The organism is Roseomonas sp. SRI_022, assembly GCF_057586215.1.
Genome location: NZ_JBYCZL010000023.1, coordinates 25091 through 49530, shown reverse-complemented (window position 1 = coordinate 49530; position 24440 = coordinate 25091). Strand labels below are relative to the sequence as shown.

Below are 24440 nucleotides of genomic sequence, written 5' to 3'. Positions count from 1 at the left end.
GGTTACTTCGGAGATATCCCGCGAGAGCCTTCAAGGCCAGATGAAGGGGCGCCCGCCCCGATGGTCAGCTTGCCGGGCGCTTCGCGAGGGCGAGGCCGACCCCGAGCGCGATCATCGCCGCGCCCGATGCTTCGCGCAGGCGACGGATCAGGGTGGGGCGCGCCGTGGCGCCGTCGCGGATGCCGCTCGCGGCGAAGGCGACCACGATGTCGGCCAGGGTGTTGAGCGCGACCGAGATGAAGCCCAGCACCACGAACTGCATGGCCACGGCGCCTTGAGCCGGGTCCACGAATTGCGGCACGAAGGCGAGGAAGAAGGCGGCCGTCTTCGGGTTCAGCGCCTCAACCAGCACGCCTTCACGGAAGGCGCGGCGGGCGCCGACCGGCGGTGCCGCCGATCCGCCGTTCAGCGCGGCCGAAGCGTCCCGGCGCGCGGCCTGGATGGTGCGCAGGCCAATCCAGACGAGGTAGGCCACGCCGACCAGCTTCAGCACGGCGAAAAGTTCCGCGCTGGTCAGCACGATGGCGGACACGCCAAGGCTGCCGGCGAGGACATGGACCATGCCGCCAAGGCCGGTACCGAAGCTGGAGGCCACGCCTTCCGCACGGCCGCCGGCGAGCGTGCGCGCCGCGACGTAGAAGATGCCCGGACCGGGCGTGACCGCGAGCAGCAGGGCCGCGGCGAAGAACAGCGCGAGTTGTGTCACGTCCGGCATGATGATGACGCTCTACAAGGAATCGCGCGCCGCCGCACTTCGGAATGCGCGCCATGGCGCATTCCGAAGCCGCCCCTATGCCTCATGCCTTGCCGAGTTCCGCCGCGGCTTCGTCAATCAGCGACGCGACCTCCGCGGCGCGGGATGCGAGCGAAGCGTGGCTCGCGTCCAGCGTGATGACGCGACGCGGATTCATGCGCGCGGCCATGCGCTTCTGGTTCTCCGGATGGATCATCCGGTCCTCGCTCGACACCTGGTACCAGGACGGCTTCGTCTTCCACGCCGGCGCCGTGACGCTGTCGCCGAAGGTGCTGCCCAGCGGCGCCTTCTGGGTCACGGCCAGGACCAGGCTCTCATCGGCGGTCAGGTCCTGGCAGAAGCTCTCGCGGAACTTCTCCTGCCTGATCCAGAGATAGCCATCGCTGTCCGGCGCGATATTGGCGAAGGCCGCCGGCGGATGGGCCTGGCTGATCGCGCCGGGGCTTTCACCGGAATCGGGTGCGAAGGCGGCAATGAACACAAGACCCGCGACCTTCGGAAGGTCCCCGGCCTCGGTGATCACCGCCCCGCCATAGGAATGGCCGACCAGCAGCACGCGTCCCGGCGCCTGCGCCACCATCTTGCGGGTTCGTTCGGCGTCCTCGGCCAGGGATGTGAGCGGCAGTTCGACCGCCCGCAGATTGGCATGGCCCCTGCGCGACAAGTCGAGGATCACTTTGCCCCAATGCGCGGCGCCGCCCCAGAAACCATGGACCAGCACGATCGACATTCCGTCGCTCATGGCGCTCTCCCTTTGATTCCGTTGAACAGATCGCTTCTGCGGCGTCCGTTGCGAGAACGGTAGAGAGGCGCGACCGCGCGGGCAATCACGCTGTACCCGCGCGGCGTCGTCCTTCGGGGCACTTCACGCAGGGGCCAGGATGCGCGGGTGCATTGCACCTGGCGGGGAGAGGCAGCGCCCCTCGCCAATCACCGATCCCGCTTCGCCTGCGCGTTGCGCACGAATTGCGACACGCGCCCGATCTCGCGCGGGTCGGTGCGGACGACGCGCTTGCGGTTTGGCTTCGCGTGCATCCCGGCACCCGCGGCGTCCCCGGCCGCCGGATGCGGCGCGGCTGCGGCGCGCTTGCGTTCCAGCACCTCGCGCAGCGCGGCGGCGTGCCAGGCGCGCCGCGCCTGCCCGTGCAGCACGTCGAGGCGGTGGTTCACCCGCTTCAGCGCCGCGGCATAGACCTGCTTGCGGCGCGCCAGCGCGGCGTCGTTGCCGGCGGATGCGCGTGCTTCGCCCTTGCCGCGGCGGGCGCGGCGGTTGGCATGCACCATGCCGCGCAACCGGTCGCGCTGTTCGCGCAGCGTGCGGGCAAGGGCCAGCACGTCCTCGGCCGGCAAGTCGGACAGGGCGGGGTAGTGGCTTGGCGCGACGGTCGTGAAGTCATCGCCGAGCAGGCGGCGTTCGGCGGCGATACTGTTGGCCATGGGGCGTCCTCCATTCTGCAGCGGCAGCCTACAGGACCCATGCCGGGCATCGCGATGACAAGGCACGGCGCGGGACGCCAGGCACGCAGGCAGGACGCGGCGCTACGCGGCCTCGCGCAGCACGGATGCCAGCGTCACCAGCATCGAGGCGGTGGCGCCCCAGATGTAGTGACGATCATGCGGCCAGACCCAGAATTCGCGCATGCGGCCGCGGAATTCCTGTCGCCGCCGTTCCGGCGCCGAAGGGTCCAGCAACTGCGACAGCGGGTATTCGAAGGCCTCCGCCACCTCCCCTGGATCGTGGCGCAGGCCGAAGGGCGGGCGCAGCAGCGCCACCACCGGCGTGACCAGGTATCCGGTGCCGGTCATCAGCGTCGGCAGCCGGCCGAGGATCTCCGGCAGGGCGGGATCGAGGCCGACCTCCTCCTCCGCTTCTCGCAGCGCGGCCTGTTCTGGGGTCTCGCCGGCTTCCATGCGGCCGCCGGGGAAGGCGACCTGGCCAGCATGGGAAGTGAGCCGGGCGGAGCGCAGCGTCAGCAGCACGGTCGGGTCGGCATGCAGCACCAGCGGCACCAGCACGGCGGCATTGACCGTCCGCCCGCCGGTGCGTGCGACGCGGTCGAGGTCATCCTCGGGCGAGGGCCGGTCGCGCGGGATGCTCGCGGGATCGGCCAGCCGGGCCCGCAGCAGGGCGGGGTCCAGGTGGAAGGTCGTCGCGCTCATCGCGCGGCCGCCGCCCGCAGGATCGGACAGCCCATTCAATCCGCCGCCATATCGAGGTCCGGCGCCTCGTCGATCGGGAAGAAGGTCCCCTCGCTCCAGACGCCCAGCACCTCGCGCCCTTCCAGCGTCTCCGATTCGGCGAGCGCGACCAGTTCGTAGAACACCGCGCGGCTGATGCGGGCCTCGAGCCCCGGGCGCACCATGATGTAGGGCCGCGGTTCCCGCGTGTGCGGGCACAGCTGCACCCGGATCGGATGCTGCGGATCGGCTGTCACCAGCTCATCGAGGTTGGTGCGGAAGGTCAGGCATTGCTGCGGCACGCCGCCGCCGCAGTCGCAGTCGCGCCAGAACAGCTCGACCGCGACGAAGGGGGCGTCCTCCACCTCGATCCGCCCGCGTTCGGCCGGGGTTTCGAGCCAGAACGCCCCGTCCTCGCCGCGCTTGAGGATCGAGGCGAAGAGGCAGACCAGCGGTTTCCGCTGGATCGCGCTGCCCTTGTAGAACCAGGTGCCGTCGCGGCCGATGCGGATCGCGTAGTCGCCGCATTCCTGCCGCGCCCGCGCCAGCACCGTGCCGGTGGGCGGCATGCATCCGGGCATCGACGGGAAGGCAACGGCTGGCACGCATCCTGCTGACACGGAGTCCGCCGATTTCGGTTCCAGTCCCTGGACCGGGTTTTCCATGCCATGGACGGTCATTGCATTTCGTCGCCCTTGCACTCAGCGTGGCCGATGCGAGCTAATCCCAAACGGGGTGGCACCGGCCGGCGCGCCTCCGCAACCGTCATATAGGGAGCCAAGCCCGCATGAGTGAAGTGGCCGAGACGACACAGGACCCCGCCGTTCTGGTGGCGGAAGTGGAGGCCCTCGGCACCCGCCTGTCCCGCGTGCGGGAGGCGATCGGCCGGGTCATCTTCGGCCAGGACCTGGTCGTGGAGCGCGTGCTGATCACGCTGCTCTCGGGCGGGCATGTGCTGCTGGTGGGCGTACCGGGCCTCGGCAAGACCAAGCTGGTGGACACGCTCGGCACCGTGCTGGGGCTCGATCCACGACGCGTGCAGTTCACCCCCGACCTGATGCCGGCCGACATCCTGGGGTCGGAAGTGCTGGAGGAGGACGCCCATGGCAAGCGGGCCTTCCGCTTCATCAAGGGCCCGGTCTTCTGCCAGCTGCTGATGGCGGACGAGATCAACCGCGCTTCCCCCCGCACGCAATCCGCCCTGCTGCAGGCGATGCAGGAACACCGCGTGGCGATCGGCGGCGAGATCCACACCCTGCCCACGCCCTTCCACGTCCTCGCCACCCAGAACCCGATCGAGCAGGAGGGCACCTATCCCCTGCCCGAAGCCCAGCTCGACCGCTTCCTGCTGGAAATCGAGGTCGGCTACCCCGACGAGGCCGCCGAGCGCGCCATGCTGCTGGCCACCACCGGCGCACGCGAGGCCAAGCCGGCCCAGGCCATGACCGGCGCCGAACTGATCGCCGCCCAGGCCCTGATCCGCCGCATCCCGGTGGGCGAGCAGGTGCTCGACGCCATCCTGAAGCTGGTGCGCGGCGCCCGGCCGGAAACCAGCACGCTCGATGCGGTCACCAAGCATCTCGCCTGGGGACCGGGCCCCCGCGCGGCCCAGGCCCTGATGCTCGCCACCCGCGCCCGGGCCCTGCTCGACGGACGCCTCGCCCCCTCCGTGGACGACGTGATCGCCCTGGCCGAACCGGTGCTGCGCCACCGCATGGCCCTGACCTTCGCCGCCCGCGCGGACGGCGTGCGGATCAGCGAGGTGATCGAGGCGCTGAAGGACAGCCTGGGGTGATGACGGCGTTGGAGAGGGACCTTGTCCCTCTCCAAACCTCACCGTGCCAAGGGCTTGAGGCCCTCACTCACCGTTCGCCCTCGGGCCGCTCCATCAGGAATTCGCGCAGGACCACGGCCTCGTTGTGGTGCTCATCGCGCGCGGCGAAGACAAGCGTTACCGGGCCCTGCCGAATCAGGTTCCGGATCGGCGCAAGGGCCTGGCCATGCCCTCGCAATTCGGCCCGGTATCGCCGGCGAAATTCGTCCCAGCGGGCCGGATCATGGCCGAACCACTGGCGCAATGCCGTGCTCGGTGCAACGTCGCGGCACCAAAGCGTCAGTGCCGCGCGCGCCTTGCTGACGCCGCGCGGCCAGAGCCGGTCAACCAGTATGCGCGCGCCGTCATGCGATGCGGGTGGATCGTAGACGCGCTTCATCCTGACGGCCGGGGTCGCCGGCGCGGTCGCCCGGTCCGCCGGGCCTGCGGGCTCCGCCGCGGTCGAGAGCCAGCAGGGACCGCCATGCAGCAGCGCTCCGGCAGAACCAAAGGGCGCGGTCACAACAGCACCTGATCATAGGGCAGCATGATTTCGGTTCGGTCCCGGACTCCCTTGACGCCTGGCACCTGCTCCGCAAGGACGCGCAGCGCGCGCCGAACCTGCGGACCCACGACGAAACCGATGAATTCGACGATGCCGTCATGGACTTCGACGTGGGTATGGAAGGTATCCGCCCAATCCTCGTTGCGCATCGCGGCAACGACGGCGGCACGAACGCGGCTGTCGGGAAGTTCCGCCACCTCCGTCTCCTGACTGGTCACCGCGCACAACAGGTCGGATCGCGTGACGATCCCGCACAGGCGATCGCGCTCGGTGACGAGGACGCGCCGGATGGCCTTCCGCTCCAGCGTGGCGGCGATCACGGAAGCCGGAACGTCCGGCGGGACCGCCACGATGTCGGTTGTCATCACCTCCTCCGCGACAAAGCCGTGGGCGCGCGCATACCGGTCCGCCGATGTCGCCGGGTCGGCGAACAGCCAGCGGAGCCAGGGGGAGATCGTCGTCGGAGGCCCGGCCAGTCGGGTCGTGAGGTCGGCAAGGCTGACCAGTCCGAGCAGCACCCCGTCGTTCCCCACGACGGGCACGGCAGATATGCCGCGATCGGCGAGAAGCCGCGCAATCGCTGTCACCGGCATGTCGGGGGGAATCGTCACCACCGTGCGTGTCATGAGGTCGCAGGCCCTGGGTTCGCTCATCATCCTCACTCCTGCCCGCCCGGAATGGGTGGGCCGCGCCGCGCGGGGCAGCAGGAGGTGAGGTGAAGCGGATGCGCTGACCTGCCGAACACCGCCCGGACGGACAGGGCAAAGTCTGCGTGGGATATTATCTGCGGACAAACGCATTTAATTGAGGATTAAATGCAGAAGATCCGCATCAAGTGGAATGCCAATGGATACCGAGCTCGTCCGCACCTTTCTCGCCATCGTCTCCGGCGGCAGCTTCGTGCGCGCTGCGGAGCGCCTTCATGTCAGCCAGACCACGGTCAGTGCCCGCATCCATACGCTGGAGGATCAGCTTCGCCGCCGCCTGTTCATCCGGAACAAGTCCGGCGCCAGCCTGACGCCGGCGGGCGAGCAGTTCCTCCGCCATGCGCCGGCGCTGGTGCAGTTGTGGGAACGCGCGCGCCACCAGGTCGCCGTGCCGGAGGGCCGGCGTGCCATCCTCGGCATCGGGGCGGAGCACAGCCTGTGGGACCCGCTGCTGTTGCGCTGGCTGCTGTGGTTGCGCCGCACCGTGCCGGATGTGGCGCTGCGCGCCCATGTCGGGCTGTCGGAGACCGTGGTCGATCAGGTGGCCGGTGGGATCATCGACATCGGCGTGGTGTACGCGCCCCGCCACCGCCCAGGGTTGCGGATAGAGCTCCTCATGGAGGAACGGCTGGTGATGGTCCGCAGCCCCGCGGGGGGGAGCCAGCAGCCGCCCGACTATGTCCAGGTCGATTGGGGCCCGGAGCTTGCGCTGCATTATGCCATGGCGGGCGCGGGCGATCCGGGCCTCGTCGTGGATCTCGGCCCGCTTGGGCTTGGCTACATTCTCGAGGCCGGCGGGATGGGTTACTTCCGTCTCGGCGCCGTCCGGCCGTACCTGAAGGATGGCCGGCTCGAGCTGGTGCCGGATGCGCCGGAATTCCTTTACCCGGCCTATGCGCTGTTCAGCGAGCACGCCAGCGAGCCTGAGATCATCGCGACGGCGCTTGATGGCCTGCGCCTTTTGGCGAGTGGCGAGCCGGGCGCCGCCCCGAGGGGGAAGCCCGCGGCCCGCCAGCGGCGTAACGCAGCAAAAAAACCGGATTGAACGACCAATAAATCGCGTTTGTCGTACCTATCCGCGTAGACCACGATCCGCGCGACCCTGACGGCTGGAGCACGGCCGCGGTCGAGGGGCGCGTGAGCGGGAATGCTGGGTGGAACCACGTTGATCGACCTCATGGCTGCACTCGCCAGGCGAGGGGAGCCGCATGCCTTGGCGACCGTCGTGGAAGCGGTGGGCTCGACCTCGGCCCATCCGGGCGACAAGGCGCTGATCAATGGGGCGGGCGCGGTCCTGTCGGGTTGGATCGGCGGCGGCTGCGCCGAGAGCACCGTGCGCCAGGCTGCGTTGGACTGCCTGGCGGACGGCGCGCCGCGGCTGATCGCGCTTGATCTGGATGACGAGGTGCTGGGCGTGGGCATGCCTTGCGGCGGCGCGATGCGCGTCTTCGTGGAGCCGTGCCTGCCGCCACCCGCCTTGTGGGTGATGGGGCATGGACGTGTGGCGGAAAGCCTGTGCCGGCTGGGGACGGAGCTCGGCTTTCGTACCGTTGTCAGCGACACGCCTGCGCCAGACGCCGCCCGCTTCCCGGATGGGACAGAAATCATCGGCGATGACTACGATCTCGCACGGCTGTTGCCAGCACCTGGCGATGCCGTGGTGATCGCGACGCAGCATAAGGGGGACCACCTCTCCGCGATCCGGGCATTGCGCTCGCCAGCGGGCTACGTCGCGATCATCGCCAGCCGCAAGCGCGCCAGGCTGATGCGTGATTTCCTGCGCGATGAAGGCTTTACCGACCACGAACTTGAGCGGCTGCGCGCGCCCGCCGGACTGGACCTTGGGGCACGGACGCCGGAGGAGATCGCCTTGTCCGTGATAGGAGAAGTGGTGCTGAATCGGCGTGGCGGCAGCGGCCGACCGCGCCGCAACCCTGCCGCGGTTCCGGCGCTGGCGGAGGCGAAGTGATGCACAGCAACGCGCAACGGCCCGGCATCGCACCGCCGGAGGAAGACCCGAACGCGGAGATCCTGTGCGCGTCCCCGCCCTGCTTCATGCATGAACTGGACGCGTCGTGGCTGGGCCTGCAGAACTGGGACCAAGTGCGGGCATGGCGCCGGACGAAGCGTACGGCACTTGTCACGGGGCGGCTCGCAGTGCCGGCAGAAGAACGGCAACGGCGCGATGCTGTCATCACCGCCCATCTGCGGGAGGAGGTGCCCGACCTCGCGCATCGTCATGTCGGGTTCTACTGGCCATTCAAAGGCGAATACGACCCGCGCCCGCTCGCATACGCTCTTGAACGCGAAGGCGCGCGATTGGCGCTTCCGGTTGTCGTCGCCCGTGGGCAGCCTCTCGTCTTTCGTTCCTGGCGGCGCGGCGTGCGCATGGTCCCGGGGGTGTGGAACATCCCCATCCCAGCCGACGGGGAGGAGGTCGTGCCCGACACCTTGCTCATCCCCCTGGTGGGCTTCGACGGGCAGCATTACCGGCTTGGCTATGGCGGCGGATACTACGACCGCACGCTCTCCACCATGGAGCCGAGGCCGCTTGCCATCGGCATCGGGTTCCGGATCTCCCGCCTCGCCAGCATCCATCCGCAGCCGCATGACGTGCCGATGGATCTGATCATCACCGAGGGCGGGCGAATCCGCCCCGGACGGGCGGAGCCGGCATGATGACGGGCGATCCACTGACTGCGGCGCAGCGGCAGGCGCTGTGCGACACGCTCCTGGGCTCCGCAGCGGACGCCATCATCCTCTGCGACCACAATGGGCTGATCCGCTTCTGGAACCCGGGCGCCGAGCGGACCTTCGGCTTCACCTCCGCCGAGGCGCTGGGCCAGTCACTTGACCTCATCATTCCGGAACGGCAGCGCGCGCGACATTGGCAAGGGTTCCAGCACGTCATGGCGAGCGGTCGCACCCGCTACGGTGACGGTGACGTACTGGCGGTCCCGGCGCTGCGCCGGGACGGACGGCGCATCTCCGTTGAATTCACCATCATGCCGCTGGCGGGCGCGGATGGCCGCATCGAAGGCATGGCGGCGATCATGCGCGACGTGACCGAGCGCTTCGAGGCGCCGCGCGAAGCGCGCAGGCGCCTGAAGGGGGAGCAGCCGGAAGGCGGGCCTCCCGACCCGCCCGCGACCTCGGCGACGGCAGGCTAGACAGGCGGAGGCCGGATTTACGGCCGTCACGCGCCGGCCCTGGCGAAGGCACTCGCCGAGGCGTTCATCGAGGGACGGAACCGGCACGCCCGGGGCGGAGACCGCGGCGGGCGCGGGCGGCACGTAGGACCGCGAGCCTCGGCGCCGTCTTGGCCGACGGTGCATCACGGGGCGGTAGCGCGCCGCCAGGGTGGCCTGGGCGGATAGTGCAGGTCGAACCGGTGCCCTTGCGGTGGCCGTATCTGCATCCCGAACGCGGCAGGATGTCTCGCGGCCGTGTCGCGCGGCTGCGGGGCGCGATGAAGGGCGGCGACAATGCCGGAGGCGCGGCAGGCGGCGCCGGCGCCGATCGACCGTGTCGTTGCGTGCCCACCTCCGAGGGCCGGGCGCCGCGTGGGATCGAACTGGCCGGCGACCTCCGCGAGATGCTACGGACGACAAGAGCGTCGGGCATTTCCGCGGAGGGATCCACCCATGACACCGGCCACTTTGACCCGGTCCTCAGTTTGGTAGAGGTGAGGCGGGGGCGCAGAGCCCTCCCCGTCGCCGCCCCATGACCACCGTCCCCATCCCCTGGGCTGAGGCCCTTGGCGCCTCGCTCCCCCCGCTGGTCGTGCAGGCCGAGCGTGTGGCGACGACGGTCATGCAGGGTGTGCATGGGCGGCGGCGGCCGGGGCAGGGCGACGCCTTCTGGCAGTTCCGTCCGTATTTCCCCGGAGATTCGGCGGCCCGCGTCGATTGGCGGCAATCGGCGAAGTCGGATCGGTTGTTCGTGCGGGAGACGGAATGGGAGGCGGCGCAGACCGTCGCGCTGTGGTGCCAGGCGGGGCCGGAGATGGACTGGCGCAGCGACGCGATGCTGCCGACCAAGCGCACGCGCGCGGAGTTGCTGCTGCTGGCCCTGTCGGCGCTGCTGTTCCGTGGCGGTGAACGGGTGCGGCTGTTCGGCCTGCCGCGCGCGTTTTCCGGGCGCGGGGCGCTGTCGAGCCTGGCGCAATCCCTGCCGAGGCAGGCGGATCAGCCGGAAGACGGCCGGATTCCCCGCCATGCGCGGGCGGTGCTGATCGGCGATTTCCTGGCGCCGCTGGAGGAGACACGGCGGGCGGTCGCGCAACTGGCGGCGAGCGCGGTGCGGGGCCATCTGTTGCAGGTGCTCGACCCCGCGGAGGAAACCCTGCCCTTCACCGGCCGCGTCCGCTTCCACGCCCTCGGCAGGGTCGAGGAGGCGCTGGTGCCGCGCGTCGAAGGCGTGCGCGCGCTGTATGAGGAACGGCTCGCCAGGCACCGGGATGGGCTGGCGGCGTTGGCGGCGGCGTCGGGCTGGTCCTTCGCGACGCATCGCACCGACCATCCGCCGGAAGCGGCGCTGCTGGCGCTGCATCGCAGGCTGGCCCCCGACTGATGTGGCAGATCGGACCTCTCGCATTCGCCGCACCCTGGCTGCTGCTGGCCTTGCCGGCGCTGCCGGCGCTGTGGTGGCTGCTGCGCGTCAGCCCGCCGGCGCCACGGATCCAGGGCTTCCCGGCGATCCGCCTGCTGCGCGACCTGCCGCGGAGCGAGGAGACGCCGCACCGCACGCCGTGGTGGCTGCTGCTGCTGCGCATGGTGGCGGCGGCGCTGCTGATCATCGGCCTGGCGCGGCCGGTCTGGCAGCCGGGCGGGGGTGGTGGTGGGTCGGGGCCGCTGCTGGTGGTGATCGACAATGGCTGGGCGGCCGCGCCGGATTGGCCGGCGCGCATGGCCGCGGCGGCCGGTGCGTTGGAGGCTGCCTCCCGCGAGGGAAGGCGTGTTGCCCTGCTGCCCACTGCGCAGGCCGAGACCGGGGAGGCGATCGCCGCCACCGGTCTGATGCCGGCCGAAGAAGCCCATGCCCGCCTCGCGGCGCTGCGCCCGCGCGCTTGGGCGCCGGACCGCGCCGCGGCGCTGGCGGCGCTCGGCGCCTTCCGCCGCGCCAATCCCGGCCCCTTCGCCACGCTGTATGTCGCCGATGGCGTCGAGCATGCGGCCGAGGGCGACACCTTCACCTCGCTCGCCGCCGCGTTGTCCGAGGCCGGGCCGCTGACGCTGGCCAGCGCCGAGGCGCGACCGGCGCGCCTGCTGCCGCCACCGCGCGCGGAGGCCGACCGGCTGGTGGTGCGCGTCCTGCAGACCCCCGTCGCGGCACCGACCGAGGCGACGGTGCTGGCGCGCACAGGGGATGGGCGGGCCATCGCCTCGGCCACCATCCCGGTGCCGGCCGGCGCCGGCAGCGCCGAGGCGGCGATCGACCTGCCGATCGAGATCCGTAACCAGGTCGTGCGGCTGGACCTCGAGCCCGAGGCCGGCGCGGCGGGGACGGTGCTGCTCGATGAACGTTTCCGCCGCCGCCCGGTCGGCATCTCGGCCTCGGTGGAGACCTCGGCGGATGCGCCGTTGACCGGTGACCTGTTCTACCTGGAGCGCGCGCTCGCCCCTTATGCCGAGATCCGCCGCGGCACGCCGGAGCAATTGCTGACGCGTCAGCTCGCTGTGCTGATCCTCGCCGATCGCGAGGTGCCCGAGGGGCGCGAGCGCGAGGCGCTGGCGCGCTGGGTCGACCAGGGCGGCATGTTGATCCGCTTCGCCGGCCCGCGCCTTGCCGAACGTCCCGACCCGCTGCTGCCGGTCGCGCTTCGGGCGGGGGAACGGCAGTTGGGTGGCGCGCTGTCCTGGGACCGGCCGCAAGTTCTGGCCACCTTCCCCGAAGGTTCGCCCTTTGCCGGGCTGGTCCCGCCGGCCGAGGTCACGGTGGAGCGCCAGGTGCTGGCCGAACCGTCGGCCCGGCTGACCGAAAGGTCCTGGGCGCGGCTCGCCGATGGCACGCCGCTGGTCACCGCGGCGGCGCGCGGCCAGGGGCGCATCGTGCTGTTCCATGTCACCGCCAATGCCGAATGGTCGAACCTGCCGCTGTCTGGCCTGTTCGTGGACATGCTGCGGCGGCTGGTCGCGCTCTCGGCCGGTGTGCAGGGGGCGGAAGGGGAAGCGCCGCTGGCGCCGCTTGAAATCCTGGACGGCTTCGGCCGGCTCGGCGCCGTCCCCCCCGCCGCGGCGCCGATCCCGGCCAATCGGGTCGAGGAGACCGCCGCCTCCCCCCGCCATCCGCCGGGCTGGTATGGATCGCCCGGTCAGGCCGAAGACGCCGCCTGGCGTCGCGCGCTGAACCTGTCGGCGCATCTGCCGGCGCCGCGCGCCACCGCGGCACCGCCGGCCACGGCGCGGATCGAAGCGATCGGCGGTGTGCCGGCGGAACGCGACCTCGGGCCGTGGTTGCTGGCGCTGGCGTTGCTGCTGCTGGCGATCGACCTGCTGGTGTCGCTCGGCCAGCGCGGGCTGGTCGGGCGGCATTGGTCGCGCGGGGCGCGGGCGGCGGGGCTCGCCGCGCTTCTGCTGGCCGCAGCACCCGCCCATGCGCAGGACGGCGAAGGCGCCGCGGCGATCGCCACGCGCCTCGCCTATGTCGTGACCGGCGACGCGCAGGTGGACGAGACATCGCGCATGGGCCTGGTCGGCCTGTCGGATTTCATGAACCGCCGCACCGCGGCGGCGCTGGCGGACCCGTTGGCGGTGGTGCCGGGCCGCGACGACCTGTCTTTCTACCCGCTGCTCTACTGGCCGGTGCTGCCGGAGGCGTCGCAGCCCGATGCAGCGGCCGTCGCCGCGCTCAACACCTTCATGCGCAATGGCGGGATCATCCTGCTCGACACCCGTGACGAGGGTTCGGGCGAGGGCATGCACCAGGGCGCACGGGCGGCGCTGCGGCGGGTGACGCGCGACCTCGCCATCCCGCCGCTGGCCCCGGTGGCCGAGGACCACGTCCTGCGCCGCGCCTTCTACCTGCTGCAGGAACTGCCCGGCCGGTACAGCGGCGGGCAGGTCTGGGTGGCGCGCGACCAGGACCGCGCCAATGACAGCGTCTCCCCGGTCATCATCGGCGGGCATGACTGGGCCGCCGCCTGGGCCATGGATGGGCGTGGGCAGAACCCCTACGCCACCATCCCCGGCGGGGCGCGGCAGCGCGTGCTCGCCTATCGCTTCGGGACCAACCTCGTGATGTACGCGCTGACCGGCAACTACAAGGGCGACCAGGTGCATGTGCCGGCCATCCTGGAAAGGCTCGGCAATTGAACGACGCGAGCCGATCCGCCTCGCTGCTGCGCGAACGCCATCCGCACGGGCATGCGCGCGTCACCTATGTCGAGCTGTTCTTCGACCTGATCTTCGTCTTCGCCATCACGCAGCTCTCGCACGGGCTCGCGCATCATTTCGACGCGCTGGGCACGGTGCAGACGCTGGTGCTGTTCCTCGCGCTGTGGTGCACCTGGATCAACACCGGCTGGGTGACGAACTGGGTGGATCCTGAACGGCTGCCGGCGCGGCTGATGCTGTTCGCGATGATGTTCGGCGGGCTGATCGCCGCCAGCGCCATCCCCGACGCCTATGGGCGGACGGGCCTGTGGTTCGCGCTCGCCTATGTCGCGATGGAAGTCGGGCGCACCGCCTGGATGCTGTGGGTGATCCCGCCGGGGCAGGATGCGCTGCGGCGCAATTTCCAGCGCATCCTGGTCTGGGTGGCGATGCCGGCACCCTTCTGGATCGTCGGCGGACTGCTGCCGCCCACCGCGCGGCTCGCCTGCTGGGCGATCGCCGTCGCCATCTGGGTGGCCGGGCCGCTGCTGCGTTTCCCCGTGCCGCGCCTCGGCACCTCCTCCACCCGGGACTGGAACGTGGAGGGTGCGCATCTCGCCGAGCGCTGCGCGCTGTTCATCATCATCGCGCTCGGGGAGGGCATCCTCGTCACCGGCGCCACCGCCGCGGCGCTGCCCACCAGCGCGACCACCTTCGTCGCCTTCGCGGTCGCCTTCATCGGCAGCATCGCGATGTGGTGGGTCTACTTCCACATCGGCGAGGGCCGCGGCGCGCGCTTGATCACCCAGCATGACGACCCCGGGCGTATCGCGCGGATCGGCTACACCTACATCCATGCGCCGATCGTCGCGGGCATCGTCCTCGCGGCGGTGGGCGACGACCTGCTTCTGCGCCATCCGACCGATCGGGCAGGGGTGAAGGAGGCCATCGCGCTGCTCGGCGGGCCGGCGCTCTACCTGCTGGGGCTGGCGTTGTTCAAGCGGCTCAGCCTTGGCTGGCTGCCGCTGTCGCATCTGGTCGGCCTCGGCCTGCTGGCAGTGCTGGCGGTGGTCACGCAGGGGCTGCCGGTGCTGGCGATGGGTGCGGCGGCGGCGGCGGCGCTGGTGCTGGTCGCGGCTTGGGAACATGTCTCGCTCGGCCGGACGCGCGCCACATGACCCATAGCGTCGCCGGCATCGACTTCGCCCCCGTCCTGCCGCTCTGGCTGCTCGGCGTCGCCGCGGCGCTGGCGCTGCTGGCGCTGGCGCCCGCGGCGTGGCGGCGGGCGCGCGGCGTTCTGTGGCGCGCCGTGACCTTCGCGCTGATCCTGCTCGCCCTCGCCAATCCGCGCCTGGTCGAGGAAAGCCGCGAGACGCGCCCCGACATCGCCCTTCTGGTGGTGGACCGCAGCGATTCCGCGCGCATCGGCAATCGCGCCGAGCAGATCGAGGCGGCGCGGCGCGAGATCGAGGCCCGCGCCGGCCGGCTGCCCGACCTCGAACTGCGCAGCGTCGAGGTGCCGGAGGCCGGCAACCAGGGCACCCGCCTGTTCGCGGCGATGGAACGCGCGCTCGCCGAGATCCCACGCGCGCGGCTGGCCGGCGTCATCGCCCTGACCGATGGGCAGGTGCATGACATCCCCGCCGCCTCCCCGATCGATGCGCCCTTCCACGCCCTGCTGCCCGGCCGCGCCGGGGAGACCGATCGCCGCCTGCGCGTCATCGAGGCGCCGGGCTTCGGCATCGTGGGGCGAGAGGTGGAGATCCGCGTCGCGGTGGACGACCTTGGCGTGCCGAACGCGACGGGCGCCGCGCGGCTGACCATCCGCCGCGACGGCGAAGCCGCACGCACCGAAAGCGTGCCGGTCGGCCGCGACCACCGCATCGTCGTGCCGATCCAGCGCGGCGGCCCGACGGTGGTCGAGATCGAGGCCGAGGCGCGGCCCGGCGAGGTCTCCACGCTGAACAACCGCCAGGTCGTGACCATCAATGGCGTGCGCGACCGGCTGCGCGTGCTGCTCGTGAGTGGCGAGCCGCATGCGGGCGAGCGCACCTGGCGACGGCTGCTGAAGGCCGATCCGAATGTGGACCTCGTCCACTTCACCATTCTTCGCCCGCCGGAGAAGGACGATCTGACGCCACTGAACGAGCTCGCGCTGATCGCCTTCCCGGTGCGCGAATTGTTCCAGGTGAAGCTGCGCGACTTCGACCTGATCGTCTTCGACCGCTTCTCCAATCGCGGCATCCTGCCGGCGGCCTATCTGCGCAACATCGCCGACTATGTCCGCGGCGGTGGCGCGCTGCTGATGTCCACCGGCCCGGAATTCAGTGGGTCGGTGTCGCTGGCGCTGACGCCGCTCGGTTCCGTGCTGCCGGCGCGCCCAGCGGGACGGCAGAACATCGTCGCCGAAGGCGCCTTCCGCCCGCGCATCTCCGCGCTTGGCTTCCGCCACCCGGTCACCGAGGGATTGCTCGGCGCCAATACCGAGCAGGCCGATGCGCAATGGGGCCGCTGGTATCGCTGGCTGCGCGCGGACCAGCGCAGCGGCAGCACCGTCATGGAAGGCCCGGACGGCGCGCCGCTGCTGGTGCTGGACCGCGTCGGCGAAGGCCGCGTCGCCCTGCTGCTGTCCGACCACATCTGGCTGTGGTCGCGCGGGCATGACGGCGGCGGCCCGCAGCAGGAGGTGCTGCGTCGCGTCGCCCATTGGCTGATGCGCGAGACGGAGCTGGAGGAGGAGGACCTGACGGCGCGGATCGAGGCCGGGCGGCTGACGGTCACGCGCCGCAGCCTCGACACCGGCGCGCCGCCCGAGATCACCGTCACCGGGCCGGATGGGTCCGTGACGCGCGCATTGCCGGAGGCTGCCGGCGGCGGGCGAGCCGTGCTGAACCTGCCGGCGGCGCTGCCCGGCGTATGGAACGCGACCGATGGGCGGCGCACCGCCTTCGCCGCTGCCGCCGCGGCCAATCCGCTGGAAGTCGCCGACCTGCGTGCCGACCCGGAGCGGCTGCGCCCGCTACTGACCGGCACCGGCGGCGTCGCCCGGTATCTGGGCGACGGGGCCGTGCCGGCGGTGCCTGAGTTGCGCCGCGTCGCGCCCGGCCGCGACGTTGCCGGGGCGGGCTGGATCGGCCTGCGCCGCAATGGCGATCACACGGTCACCGGCATCAGCGCCGTTCCGCTGCTGCCGGGCTGGCTGGCCCTGGCCCTGGTGCTGGCGGCGGCGGTCGTGGCCTGGCGGCGGGAAGGGCGGTAGTCATATTGATGCCTCAGGCGCCGGCGCGCACATCCGGGCACTTGGCTTGCGCGCCCCGCGCTGTCGCATTGTGCACGGCGGGCGGTCAGGGCGCGGTCGCGCTTCACGCTCGCGGCCCGATGCGTGGCATCGGGCCGAAGGTCAGCCGACAGGATTGCCCGCACCATGCGATTGCGCGATTTCCCGTGGCGGCCGGTTTGTTCTAAACCGGCGCCATGCGACGCATCCTCCTGCTGGCGCCCATCGCGCTGACGCTGCTGCCGGATGGCCCGGCCCTGGCTCAGTTCTCCGGCCCGCCGCCGGATCCGGCCCGCTCCGCGCCGCGCCCGCAGCCGCCGGCCTTGCCGGGTATTTCTGCGCGCCGCGCGATCGAGCCGATCCCGGGCGACCCCAACGCCAACCTTTCCCCCACCGCCGCGCTGTTCGACGCGATCAACCGCGGCGACCTGCCGGCGGCGCGCGACGCCGTGAATCGCGGCGCGAGCCTCGAGGAACGCAACGTGCTCGGCCTGTCCGCGATCGACGCGGCGGTCGATCAGGGGCGCAACGAGATCCTGTTCTTCCTGCTGTCTGCCCGTGGCGGCGCGCGCGCGCCGCAGGTTCCGCCCGAGGCCTCGCTGAGCCCGGCGCAGCGTACCGCGCGCGACCGCGCTGCGGCCGCGGAGGCCGAGCGTTCGGCCCGGGCGGCGGCGGCGGCGCTGGGTGGTGGTGGCGGGCCGCGCGGGCCGGCCCCGGTCACGCGGCCGCGGCTGTTCGCCAATGACGGCGGGGCGCCACGGCCGGAGGCGGGGTTCCTGGGCTTCGACGCGGGGCGCGTGGGCGGCAGCGGGCCAGCGCGGGCGGGGCGGCGCGGGTAGCGCGCGCGGAGAGGGGCCTTGCCCCTCTCCGGACCTCACCCCACCAAAGGCTTAAGGCCTTTGGAAACCTTGACTTGGCGTTGGGCACCTCGGCCGCGGGCCATAATGGCCGCGCCGTTGGGCGCGGCGCCAGGTGCCGGCATTCCAAATGACACTGTCATTTGGCGGGGTGGTTTGGAGGGGCAGCGCCCCTCCAAGGACGATCAGTCCCCCGACGCCGCCTGTTCCAGCCGGTACGGATGCGCCGGATATGCCCCGAGGATGCGGAATTCCTTGGTGAAGAACGCCAGTTCCTCGAAGGCGTGTTGCAGCGCTGGGCTGTCCGGGTGGCCGTCCACGTCGCAGAGGAACTGCGTCGCGGAGAAGCGTCCGCCGACCATGTAGGATTCCAGCTTCGTCATGTTGACGCCGTTGGTCGCGAAGCCGCCGAGCGCCTTGTAGAGCGCGGCGGGGACCGAGCGGACGCGGAAGACGAAGGTGGTGACGGTGTTCGGCGCGGCGACCGGCGGATACAGCCGATCGCGCGACATGACGTAGAAGCGCGTGGTGTTGTGCTCCTCGTCCTCGACGTTCCGCTTCAGCACGTCGAGGCCGTAGATCTCGGCGGCGAGTTCCGAGGCGATGGCGGCGTCCTCGACCCCGCCGCGCTCGGCGACCAGATGGGCGGCGCCGGCGGTGTCGGCCTCGATCACTGCCTGCAGCTTCATCTCCTTCAGCAGGCGTAGCACCTGGCCGAGTGCCACCGGATGGCTGTGGGCGCGCTTCAGCGTGGCGACGGTCGCGCCCTTGGGGGCGAGCAGGCAATGCTCGACGCGCTGGAAATGCTCGCCGACGACGAACAGGCCGGAATCGGGCAGCAGGCGGTGGATGTCGGGCACACGCCCGGCGAGGGAGTTCTCGCAGGGCAGCATGGCGAGCTCGCAGCGGCCTTCGCGCAGCGCGACCATCGCGGCCTCGAAGGACGGGGAGGGCAGGGTGGACCAGCCCGGGTAGGCGGCACGGCAGGCGAGGTCGGAATAGGCGCCCGGCAGGCCCTGGAAGGCGATGGTGTTGGCGGTCATGGGATCCTGCTCAACCTGGGGGACGATCGAAGACGGCCCGAGGTCGTGCCTCGGGCCGGGAGCGCACAGCGCGACCGCGCCCAAACCGACAATGGCCGCCGGAGCGACAGTGCGGGGCGCGAAGGCAAGCCGCACGGATGTGCGGCGCCCGCCGTCTGAGGGGCGCGGTCATTCATGACCGTGCGGCGCCAAAAGACTGCGGGCGCGTTCCAGATCATGCGGCGTATCGACGCCGAAGGGACCATGATCGACGCGGGCGGCGTCGATGCGCATGCCCGCTTCCAGCGCGCGCAGCTGCTCGAGCTTCTCGCGTCGTTCCAGCGGGCTCGCCGGCAGTGCCACGAAACGGTCGAGCGCGGCGCGGCGGAAGGCATAGACACCGATATGGTGCCAGCGCGGCCCATCCCCCCAGGGGATCGGCAGGCGGGAGAAATACAGCGCGGGGGCGACGCGGGCCTCGCCTTCGAAGGCGCAGGCGCATTTGACGAAGGAGGATGTATTGGCCTCCTCCTCATCCGCGATCGGGCAGACCAGCGTGCCGATATCGACGCGCGGATCGGCGAGCGGATCGAGCACGGCGCGCAGCGTCTCGGGCGCGATGGTCGGGAAGTCGCCCTGCAGGTTCACCACGACATCGTAACGGCCTTCCGGGTCGAGGGCGGCCATCGCACGCTGCACGCGGTCGGTGCCGGAGGGGACGTCCTCGGTGACCAGCACGGCCTCGGCGCCTGCGGCGCGGGCGGCGTCGGCGATCTCGGCCTCCCCGGCGGCGACGGCGACCGGGCCGATGCCGGCTTCGCGCGCGCGGTCGAGCACATGGGCGATCATCGGCCGGCCGAGAATGTCGGCCAGCGGCTTGCCCGGCAGGCGGGTCGCCGCCATGCGGGCCGGAATCACGACGATTGGGCGCAAGAAGGCGGCTCCGGCTGCTTGTCTGGCGGAAACTCGGGCACTATGGTCCGGCGCGTTTTAGGCAAGGCTGGCGGGGGGCGCAAACGCGCCGCGGCGCCGGCCCCTCTGCGATGTGACACGAAGGGCCCGGATCGGCATGGCGACCAACCTCGAAGGCAACAAGATCGTTGCGGCGGTGCTGACCGCCGGCATCACCTTCGGCGTCGCCGGTGTGATCGGCCGGCAGCTGGTTCATCCGACCATGCCGCACCATGCCGCGATGACCGTCCCCGGTGAGGCGACTGCCGCGCCGGCTGCGGCCGCGGCCCCCGCGCTCGATCCGATCACGCCGCTACTCGCCAATGCCGATGTCGCGGCCGGCCAGCAGGTGGCGCAGCGGCAGTGCGCATCCTGCCATTCCTTCAATGAGGGCGGGCGCGCCGGCGTCGGGCCGAACCTCTACGGCATCGTGGGCGCGAAGCACGCCCATGCGGAAGGCTTCAACTACTCCCAGGCGATCCGCGGCATGGCCGACAAGCCCTGGACCTATGAGGAGCTGAACGCCTGGATCCACAGCCCGCGCGGCTATGCCCCGGGCAACCGGATGTCCTTCGCGGGGCTGAACAACACCCAGCAGCGCGCGAACCTGATCGCCTATCTGCGGTCGATCTCGCCGAACGCGCCGGCGCCCTGATGAAGCGGACCATGCAATGGTCCGCTTGAGCCTTCGTTTGACCTCAGACGCCAGCGCACGCATCCGCGTGCTTGTCGCTCGCGCCGGGTACTGGCGCGCTGGGCGCGGCTGATGGCCTGGGCGCGGTCGCGCTTCGCGCTCGCGGATCGCGGCGGGGCCGCGATCCCTTGGGTTGACGCCTTTCCGGGGCTGCTGCGCCCTGGCGCCCTGCGCAGGGCCGGGACGGCGGATTGCAGCCCCGCGGCCGGACGCCGACCGGAGATTCCCGCATGATCCGCTACCCATTCATCACGGCTGCGGAAGACGCGGCCGATGCGGCCGGGGCGGTCATCCGGCCGCTGTTCCGCTCCTCCCTGCTCGTCGAGGCGAAGGGGGATGCGAGCCCTGTCACCCGCGCCGACAAGGAAGCCGAGGAAGCGATTCGCGCCCTGATCGCCGAACGCTTCCCCGACCATGGCGTGATCGGGGAGGAACACGGCGCCGACCGCCCCGATGCGGAATGGGTCTGGGTGGTGGACCCGATCGACGGCACCCGCGCCTTCGTCACCGGCCGGCCGCTGTTCGGCAGCCTGATCGGGCTGCTGCATCGCGGCGAACCGGTGCTCGGCATCATCGACCAGCCGGTGACCGGGGAACGCTGGGTGGGCGTGAAGGGGCGCAAGACCCGCTTCCGTGCCCCGATGGGCGGCGATGCGGGATGCCGGCCCTGCGCGGTGGTCGGCGATGCCGAATTGTCCTGCACCAGCCCCGACATGTTCACCCCCGCCGACCGGCCGGGCTTCGAGCGGCTGCGCGGCGCCGCGCGGCGCGTGACCTGGGGCGGGGACTGCTACTCCTACGGGCTGATGGCGCTCGGCCTGGTCGATATCGTCGCCGAATGCACCATGAAGATCTGGGACTGGGCCGCCCTGGTCCCGGTGGTCGAGGGCGCCGGGGGCCGGGTCACCGGCTGGCGCGGCGAAACCCTGACGGCCGAATCAGATGGCCGCATCCTCGCGGTCGGCGATCCCGCCCTGCTGGAGGAGGCGGTCGGCCTCCTCACCGATCGGTAAGCGCAGGGACGTTGCCGCGCGGGGGTGGAACCCGCATCTTGCGGGGATGAATCGTCGCAGCCTCCTGGCGCTTGGCGCCATTGCCGCCCTTCCCGCGCCCCTGACCGTCCTGCCGCGCGCGGCCGGCGCCGTGGTCCCGGCCGGGGGCGACAGGCCGGGGGAGGTTGTGCGCACCCATGCGCTGTCGCTGCTGGCCCCGCCCGCCCTGCCCGCCGACTTCCCGCATTGGCCCTGGGCCAATCCGAATGCGGTGAAGGGCGGGGAGGTGGTGCTCACCCGGCTCGGTTCCTTCGACAGCTTCAACCCCTACATCCTGCGCGGCACGCCGGATATCGGCATCGGGTCGATCTACGACACGCTGATGGCCAGCAACCCGGACGAGGCGACCGCCGAATACGGCCTGCTGGCCGGGACGGTGGAACTCCCTGCCGACCGCAAGGGCGTGTCCTTCGAACTGCGCGAGGCCGCCCGCTGGCACGATGGCCGCCCCGTCACCGCCGAGGACGTCGTCTTCACCTTCAACATCCTGCGCAGCCAGGGCCGCCCCTTCTTCCGCGCCTATTGGGGTGACGTGACCGAGGTGGTGGCCGAGGGCTCGCGCCGCGCCACCTTCCGCTTCAAGGACGCCGACAACCGCGAACTCGCGCAGATCCTCGGCGACATGCCGGTGCTGCCGAAACACTACTGGGAAGGGCGCGACTTCGCGCGCCCTTCGCTCGATGTCCCGCTCGGGTCGGGGCCGTACAAGCTGGAACGCTTCGAGCCGAACCGCAGCGCCGTCTATCGCCGCGTCGATGACTACTGGGCGCGCGACCTTGGCGTGCGGCGCGGGCTGAACAACATCGAGACGCTGCGCTACGAGTATTTCCGCGACACGACCGTGGCCTTCGAGGCGTTCAAGGCCGGCCAGATCGACTTCCGCAGCGAGAATGTCGCGCGCGACTGGGCGACCGGCTACGATTTCCCCGCCGTGCGCCGCGGCCTCGTGAAGAAGGAGGAGATCCGCCACGAGATCCCGACGGGTATGCAATCCTTCGCAGTGAACCTGCGTCGCCCGCTGTTCCAGGATGCCCGCGTGCGCCGCGCCCTGATCGAGGTCTTCGACTTCGAATGGATGAACGCGAACCTGTTCTACGGCGCCTATGTGCGGAACACGTCGTTCTTCTCCAATTCCGACTTCGCTTCGCGCGGCCTGCCCGACGGGCGCGAGAAGGCGATCCTCGAAGGCTTCCGCGGCCGCATTCCCGCGACCGTCTTCACCGATGAATACAAGCTGCCGGTCACCGATGGCAGCGGCAACAACCGTGACGGCGCACGCCGTGCGCTGGCCCTGCTGCGCGAGGCCGGCTGGACCGTGCGCGACCGCCGCCTGGTGAATGCGCAGGGACGCCCCTTCGAATTCGAGATCCTGTTGCAGGGCGCGACCTTCGAACGCATCGCCCTGCCCTATGTGCAATGGCTGGAACGGCTCGGCATCACGGCGCGCGTGCGCACCGTCGATCCCGCGCAGTACCAGGTGCGCATCGATGCCTTCGACTTCGACATGACGGTCGATTCGATGGGCCAGGGCTTTTCGCCTGGTAATGAGCAGCGCGACTATTTCAGCAGCGCCAAGGCGGCCGAGAATGGCAGCCAGAACGTGCCGGGCATTGCCGACCCGGCGATCGACGAATTGGTGGAACTCGTGATCGGCGCGCCGAACTATGAGGAGCTGGTCGCGCGGACCCGCGCGCTGGACCGCGTGCTGTTGCACCACAACTTCGTCATCCCGCAATGGCACCTGCCGGCCTTCCGCATCGCCTTCTGGGACAAGTTTGGCCGGCCGGACCGCAACCCCCGCTATGGCCTCGCCTTCCCCAACGCCTGGTGGATCGACCCGGCGCGCGACCGCGCGCTGTCCGAAGCGCGCCGCAGCCTGTGACGCGCGGCTAGGATGGGCGCCTATCTGATCCGGCGACTGCTGCTGGTGATCCCGACGCTGCTCGGCATCATCATCATCAACTTCGCCGTCGTGCAGTTCGCCCCCGGCGGGCCGGTCGAACAGATGCTCGCCGAGCTGCGCGGGGAGGGGCAATCGACGCTCGGCCGCATCACCGGCGAGGGCGGCGGCGAGGTTCGTGGACCCAATGCCGCCGAACAGCGCGGCGGTGGCAGCGGCGGCGCCGGGCCGGTCGGCAATTATCGCGGCGCGCGCGGCCTCGACCCCGCCATCGTCGCCGAGATCGAGCGCGCCTTCGGCTTCGACAAGCCGGCGAGCACGCGCTTCTACGAAATGATGAAGGGCTACCTGACGCTCGATTTCGGGCGGTCGCTGTTCCGCGACCGGCCGGTGGTGGACCTCATCCTCGAGAAGATGCCCGTCTCCATCAGCCTCGGCCTGTGGTCCACGCTGATCATCTATCTCGTCTCGATCCCGCTCGGCATCCGCAAGGCGGTGCGGGACGGATCGCGCTTCGATGTCGCGACATCAGGCGTCGTGCTGGTGGGCTATGCGATCCCGGGCTTCCTCTTCGCCATCCTGCTGGTGGTCTTCTTTGCCGGTGGATCCTTCTTCCAGTGGTTCCCGTTGCGCGGATTGTCGAGCCCCGGCGCCGATATGCTGCCCTTCGGACAACGCGCCCTGGATTACGCCTGGCACATGGTGCTGCCGACGCTGACCCTGGTGATCGGCGGCTTCGCCGGGCTGACCATGCTGACGAAGAACGCCTTCCTCGACGAGATCGGCAAGCAATACACCGTCACCGCGCGCGCCAAGGGCAATCCCGAAGGCCGCATCCTCTACGGCCACATCTTCCGCAACGCGATGCTGCTGATCATCGCCGGCTTCCCCGCCGCCTTCATCGGTATCCTGTTCACAGGCGCACTGCTGACGGAAATCGTGTTCTCGCTCGACGGCCTCGGCCTGCTGGGCTTCGAGAGCGCGATCCGGCGCGATTACCCGGTGATGTTCGCGACGCTGTACATCTTCACGCTGCTCGGACTGGTGATGCAGATCGTCGGCGACTTCACCTACACGCTGGTGGACCCGCGGATCGATTTCGAGGCGCGGCGGTGATGGGGGACGCGCGTCGTTGGAGGGGGCGTTGCCCCCTCCAAGCCTCCCCCACCAAAGGCTTAAGGCCTTTGGAAACCTGGATCTTGGCGCTGGGCGCGGCGGTTACTCCGGCGTGTCGGCGGGCGCGTGGCGCCCGTCGTCCCGTATCTATTCTTGGCATCGTGCCCGCCGTGCACCGCTTGATGGCGGCTCGACGCTGCCGCCCGACGCCAATTCCCCGCATTCCAAAGGCCCGCTGGCC

General features: G+C 70.8%; 23 protein-coding genes. 14 read left to right on the top strand and 9 right to left on the bottom strand.

Annotation, left to right across the window (positions count from 1 at the left end):
- Positions 1-64 precede the first annotated feature (64 nt).
- From AC2YHJ_RS20525 to AC2YHJ_RS20505, 5 genes are all read right to left on the bottom strand, one after another.
- Positions 65-715: a LysE family translocator gene (locus AC2YHJ_RS20525; protein ID WP_487398024.1), complete on the bottom strand. Its 651-nt coding sequence runs from the start codon at positions 713-715 to the stop codon at positions 65-67.
- A gap of 82 nt (positions 716-797) precedes the next feature.
- The gene (locus AC2YHJ_RS20520) at positions 798-1496 is read right to left on the bottom strand and encodes an alpha/beta hydrolase (protein WP_487398023.1); all 699 of its coding nucleotides are present in this window, start codon (positions 1494-1496) and stop codon (positions 798-800) included.
- Between the two features lie 188 nt (positions 1497-1684).
- Positions 1685-2191, bottom strand: coding sequence for a hypothetical protein (locus AC2YHJ_RS20515; protein WP_487398021.1), 507 nt, complete (start codon positions 2189-2191; stop codon positions 1685-1687).
- 102 nt (positions 2192-2293) lie between these two features.
- Entirely contained in the window at positions 2294-2914 is a 621-nt protein-coding gene (locus AC2YHJ_RS20510) for a CoA pyrophosphatase (RefSeq protein WP_487398020.1), read from the bottom strand.
- Positions 2915-2949: 35 nt separating this feature from the next.
- On the bottom strand, positions 2950-3501 hold the full coding sequence (locus AC2YHJ_RS20505) for a DUF1285 domain-containing protein (RefSeq protein WP_487398019.1): 552 nt from the start codon (positions 3499-3501) through the stop codon (positions 2950-2952).
- Between the two features lie 218 nt (positions 3502-3719).
- On the opposite strand from AC2YHJ_RS20505, the gene AC2YHJ_RS20500 reads away from it, so the two are divergent.
- Positions 3720-4727 carry an AAA family ATPase gene (locus AC2YHJ_RS20500; RefSeq protein WP_487398017.1) on the top strand — a complete coding sequence of 336 codons (1008 nt, stop codon included), beginning with the start codon at positions 3720-3722 and terminating at the stop codon, positions 4725-4727.
- 67 nt (positions 4728-4794) lie between these two features.
- Here AC2YHJ_RS20500 and AC2YHJ_RS20495 read toward each other — a convergent pair whose 3' ends face one another.
- Positions 4795-5145, bottom strand: coding sequence for a DUF488 domain-containing protein (locus AC2YHJ_RS20495; RefSeq protein WP_487398088.1), 351 nt, complete (start codon positions 5143-5145; stop codon positions 4795-4797).
- A 119-nt stretch (positions 5146-5264) separates the two neighbouring features.
- Entirely contained in the window at positions 5265-5966 is a 702-nt protein-coding gene (locus AC2YHJ_RS20490; protein ID WP_487398015.1) for a CBS domain-containing protein, read from the bottom strand.
- Between the two features lie 190 nt (positions 5967-6156).
- On the opposite strand from AC2YHJ_RS20490, the gene AC2YHJ_RS20485 reads away from it, so the two are divergent.
- From AC2YHJ_RS20485 to AC2YHJ_RS20445, 9 genes are all read left to right on the top strand, one after another.
- The gene (locus AC2YHJ_RS20485; RefSeq protein WP_487398014.1) at positions 6157-7062 is read left to right on the top strand and encodes a LysR family transcriptional regulator; all 906 of its coding nucleotides are present in this window, start codon (positions 6157-6159) and stop codon (positions 7060-7062) included.
- A 102-nt stretch (positions 7063-7164) separates the two neighbouring features.
- Entirely contained in the window at positions 7165-7986 is an 822-nt protein-coding gene (locus AC2YHJ_RS20480) for an XdhC family protein (RefSeq protein WP_487398013.1), read from the top strand.
- Positions 7986-8696: a 5-formyltetrahydrofolate cyclo-ligase gene (locus AC2YHJ_RS20475; RefSeq protein WP_487398011.1), complete on the top strand. Its 711-nt coding sequence runs from the start codon at positions 7986-7988 to the stop codon at positions 8694-8696. Before AC2YHJ_RS20480 ends, AC2YHJ_RS20475 begins: the two co-directional genes overlap by 1 nt.
- Positions 8693-9187 carry a PAS domain-containing protein gene (locus tag AC2YHJ_RS20470; RefSeq protein WP_487398009.1) on the top strand — a complete coding sequence of 165 codons (495 nt, stop codon included), beginning with the start codon at positions 8693-8695 and terminating at the stop codon, positions 9185-9187. Before AC2YHJ_RS20475 ends, AC2YHJ_RS20470 begins: the two co-directional genes overlap by 4 nt.
- A 553-nt stretch (positions 9188-9740) precedes the next feature.
- Positions 9741-10589, top strand: a complete 849-nt coding sequence (locus AC2YHJ_RS20465; protein WP_487398008.1) for a DUF58 domain-containing protein — start codon at positions 9741-9743, stop codon at positions 10587-10589.
- Positions 10589-13330, top strand: coding sequence for a DUF4159 domain-containing protein (locus AC2YHJ_RS20460; RefSeq protein WP_487398007.1), 2742 nt, complete (start codon positions 10589-10591; stop codon positions 13328-13330). Before AC2YHJ_RS20465 ends, AC2YHJ_RS20460 begins: the two co-directional genes overlap by 1 nt.
- Entirely contained in the window at positions 13327-14508 is a 1182-nt protein-coding gene (locus tag AC2YHJ_RS20455) for a low temperature requirement protein A (RefSeq protein ID WP_487398006.1), read from the top strand. The genes AC2YHJ_RS20460 and AC2YHJ_RS20455 overlap by 4 nt, the downstream gene beginning before the upstream one ends.
- On the top strand, positions 14505-16589 hold the full coding sequence (locus AC2YHJ_RS20450; protein ID WP_487398005.1) for a hypothetical protein: 2085 nt from the start codon (positions 14505-14507) through the stop codon (positions 16587-16589). Before AC2YHJ_RS20455 ends, AC2YHJ_RS20450 begins: the two co-directional genes overlap by 4 nt.
- A gap of 215 nt (positions 16590-16804) precedes the next feature.
- A complete protein-coding gene (locus tag AC2YHJ_RS20445; protein WP_487398004.1) occupies positions 16805-17446 on the top strand; it encodes a hypothetical protein in 642 nt (213 codons plus the stop codon).
- 203 nt (positions 17447-17649) lie between these two features.
- Here AC2YHJ_RS20445 and AC2YHJ_RS20440 read toward each other — a convergent pair whose 3' ends face one another.
- Together AC2YHJ_RS20440 and AC2YHJ_RS20435 are read right to left on the bottom strand one after the other, a co-directional pair.
- Positions 17650-18507, bottom strand: a complete 858-nt coding sequence (locus tag AC2YHJ_RS20440; RefSeq protein WP_487398002.1) for a prephenate dehydratase — start codon at positions 18505-18507, stop codon at positions 17650-17652.
- Positions 18508-18675: 168 nt separating this feature from the next.
- The gene (locus AC2YHJ_RS20435; protein WP_487398001.1) at positions 18676-19419 is read right to left on the bottom strand and encodes a 3-deoxy-manno-octulosonate cytidylyltransferase; all 744 of its coding nucleotides are present in this window, start codon (positions 19417-19419) and stop codon (positions 18676-18678) included.
- Between the two features lie 136 nt (positions 19420-19555).
- Between AC2YHJ_RS20435 and AC2YHJ_RS20430 the strand changes: the two genes are divergently transcribed.
- The 4 genes from AC2YHJ_RS20430 (at position 19556) to AC2YHJ_RS20415 (ending at position 24199) form a co-directional block, all read left to right on the top strand.
- A complete protein-coding gene (locus AC2YHJ_RS20430; RefSeq protein WP_487397999.1) occupies positions 19556-20092 on the top strand; it encodes a c-type cytochrome in 537 nt (178 codons plus the stop codon).
- A gap of 269 nt (positions 20093-20361) precedes the next feature.
- The gene (gene hisN, locus AC2YHJ_RS20425; RefSeq protein ID WP_487397998.1) at positions 20362-21144 is read left to right on the top strand and encodes a histidinol-phosphatase; all 783 of its coding nucleotides are present in this window, start codon (positions 20362-20364) and stop codon (positions 21142-21144) included.
- A gap of 46 nt (positions 21145-21190) precedes the next feature.
- Positions 21191-23065, top strand: coding sequence for an extracellular solute-binding protein (locus AC2YHJ_RS20420; RefSeq protein ID WP_487397997.1), 1875 nt, complete (start codon positions 21191-21193; stop codon positions 23063-23065).
- A 12-nt stretch (positions 23066-23077) separates the two neighbouring features.
- On the top strand, positions 23078-24199 hold the full coding sequence (locus tag AC2YHJ_RS20415) for a microcin C ABC transporter permease YejB (protein ID WP_487397996.1): 1122 nt from the start codon (positions 23078-23080) through the stop codon (positions 24197-24199).
- The last annotated feature ends 241 nt before the right edge of the window (positions 24200-24440 follow it).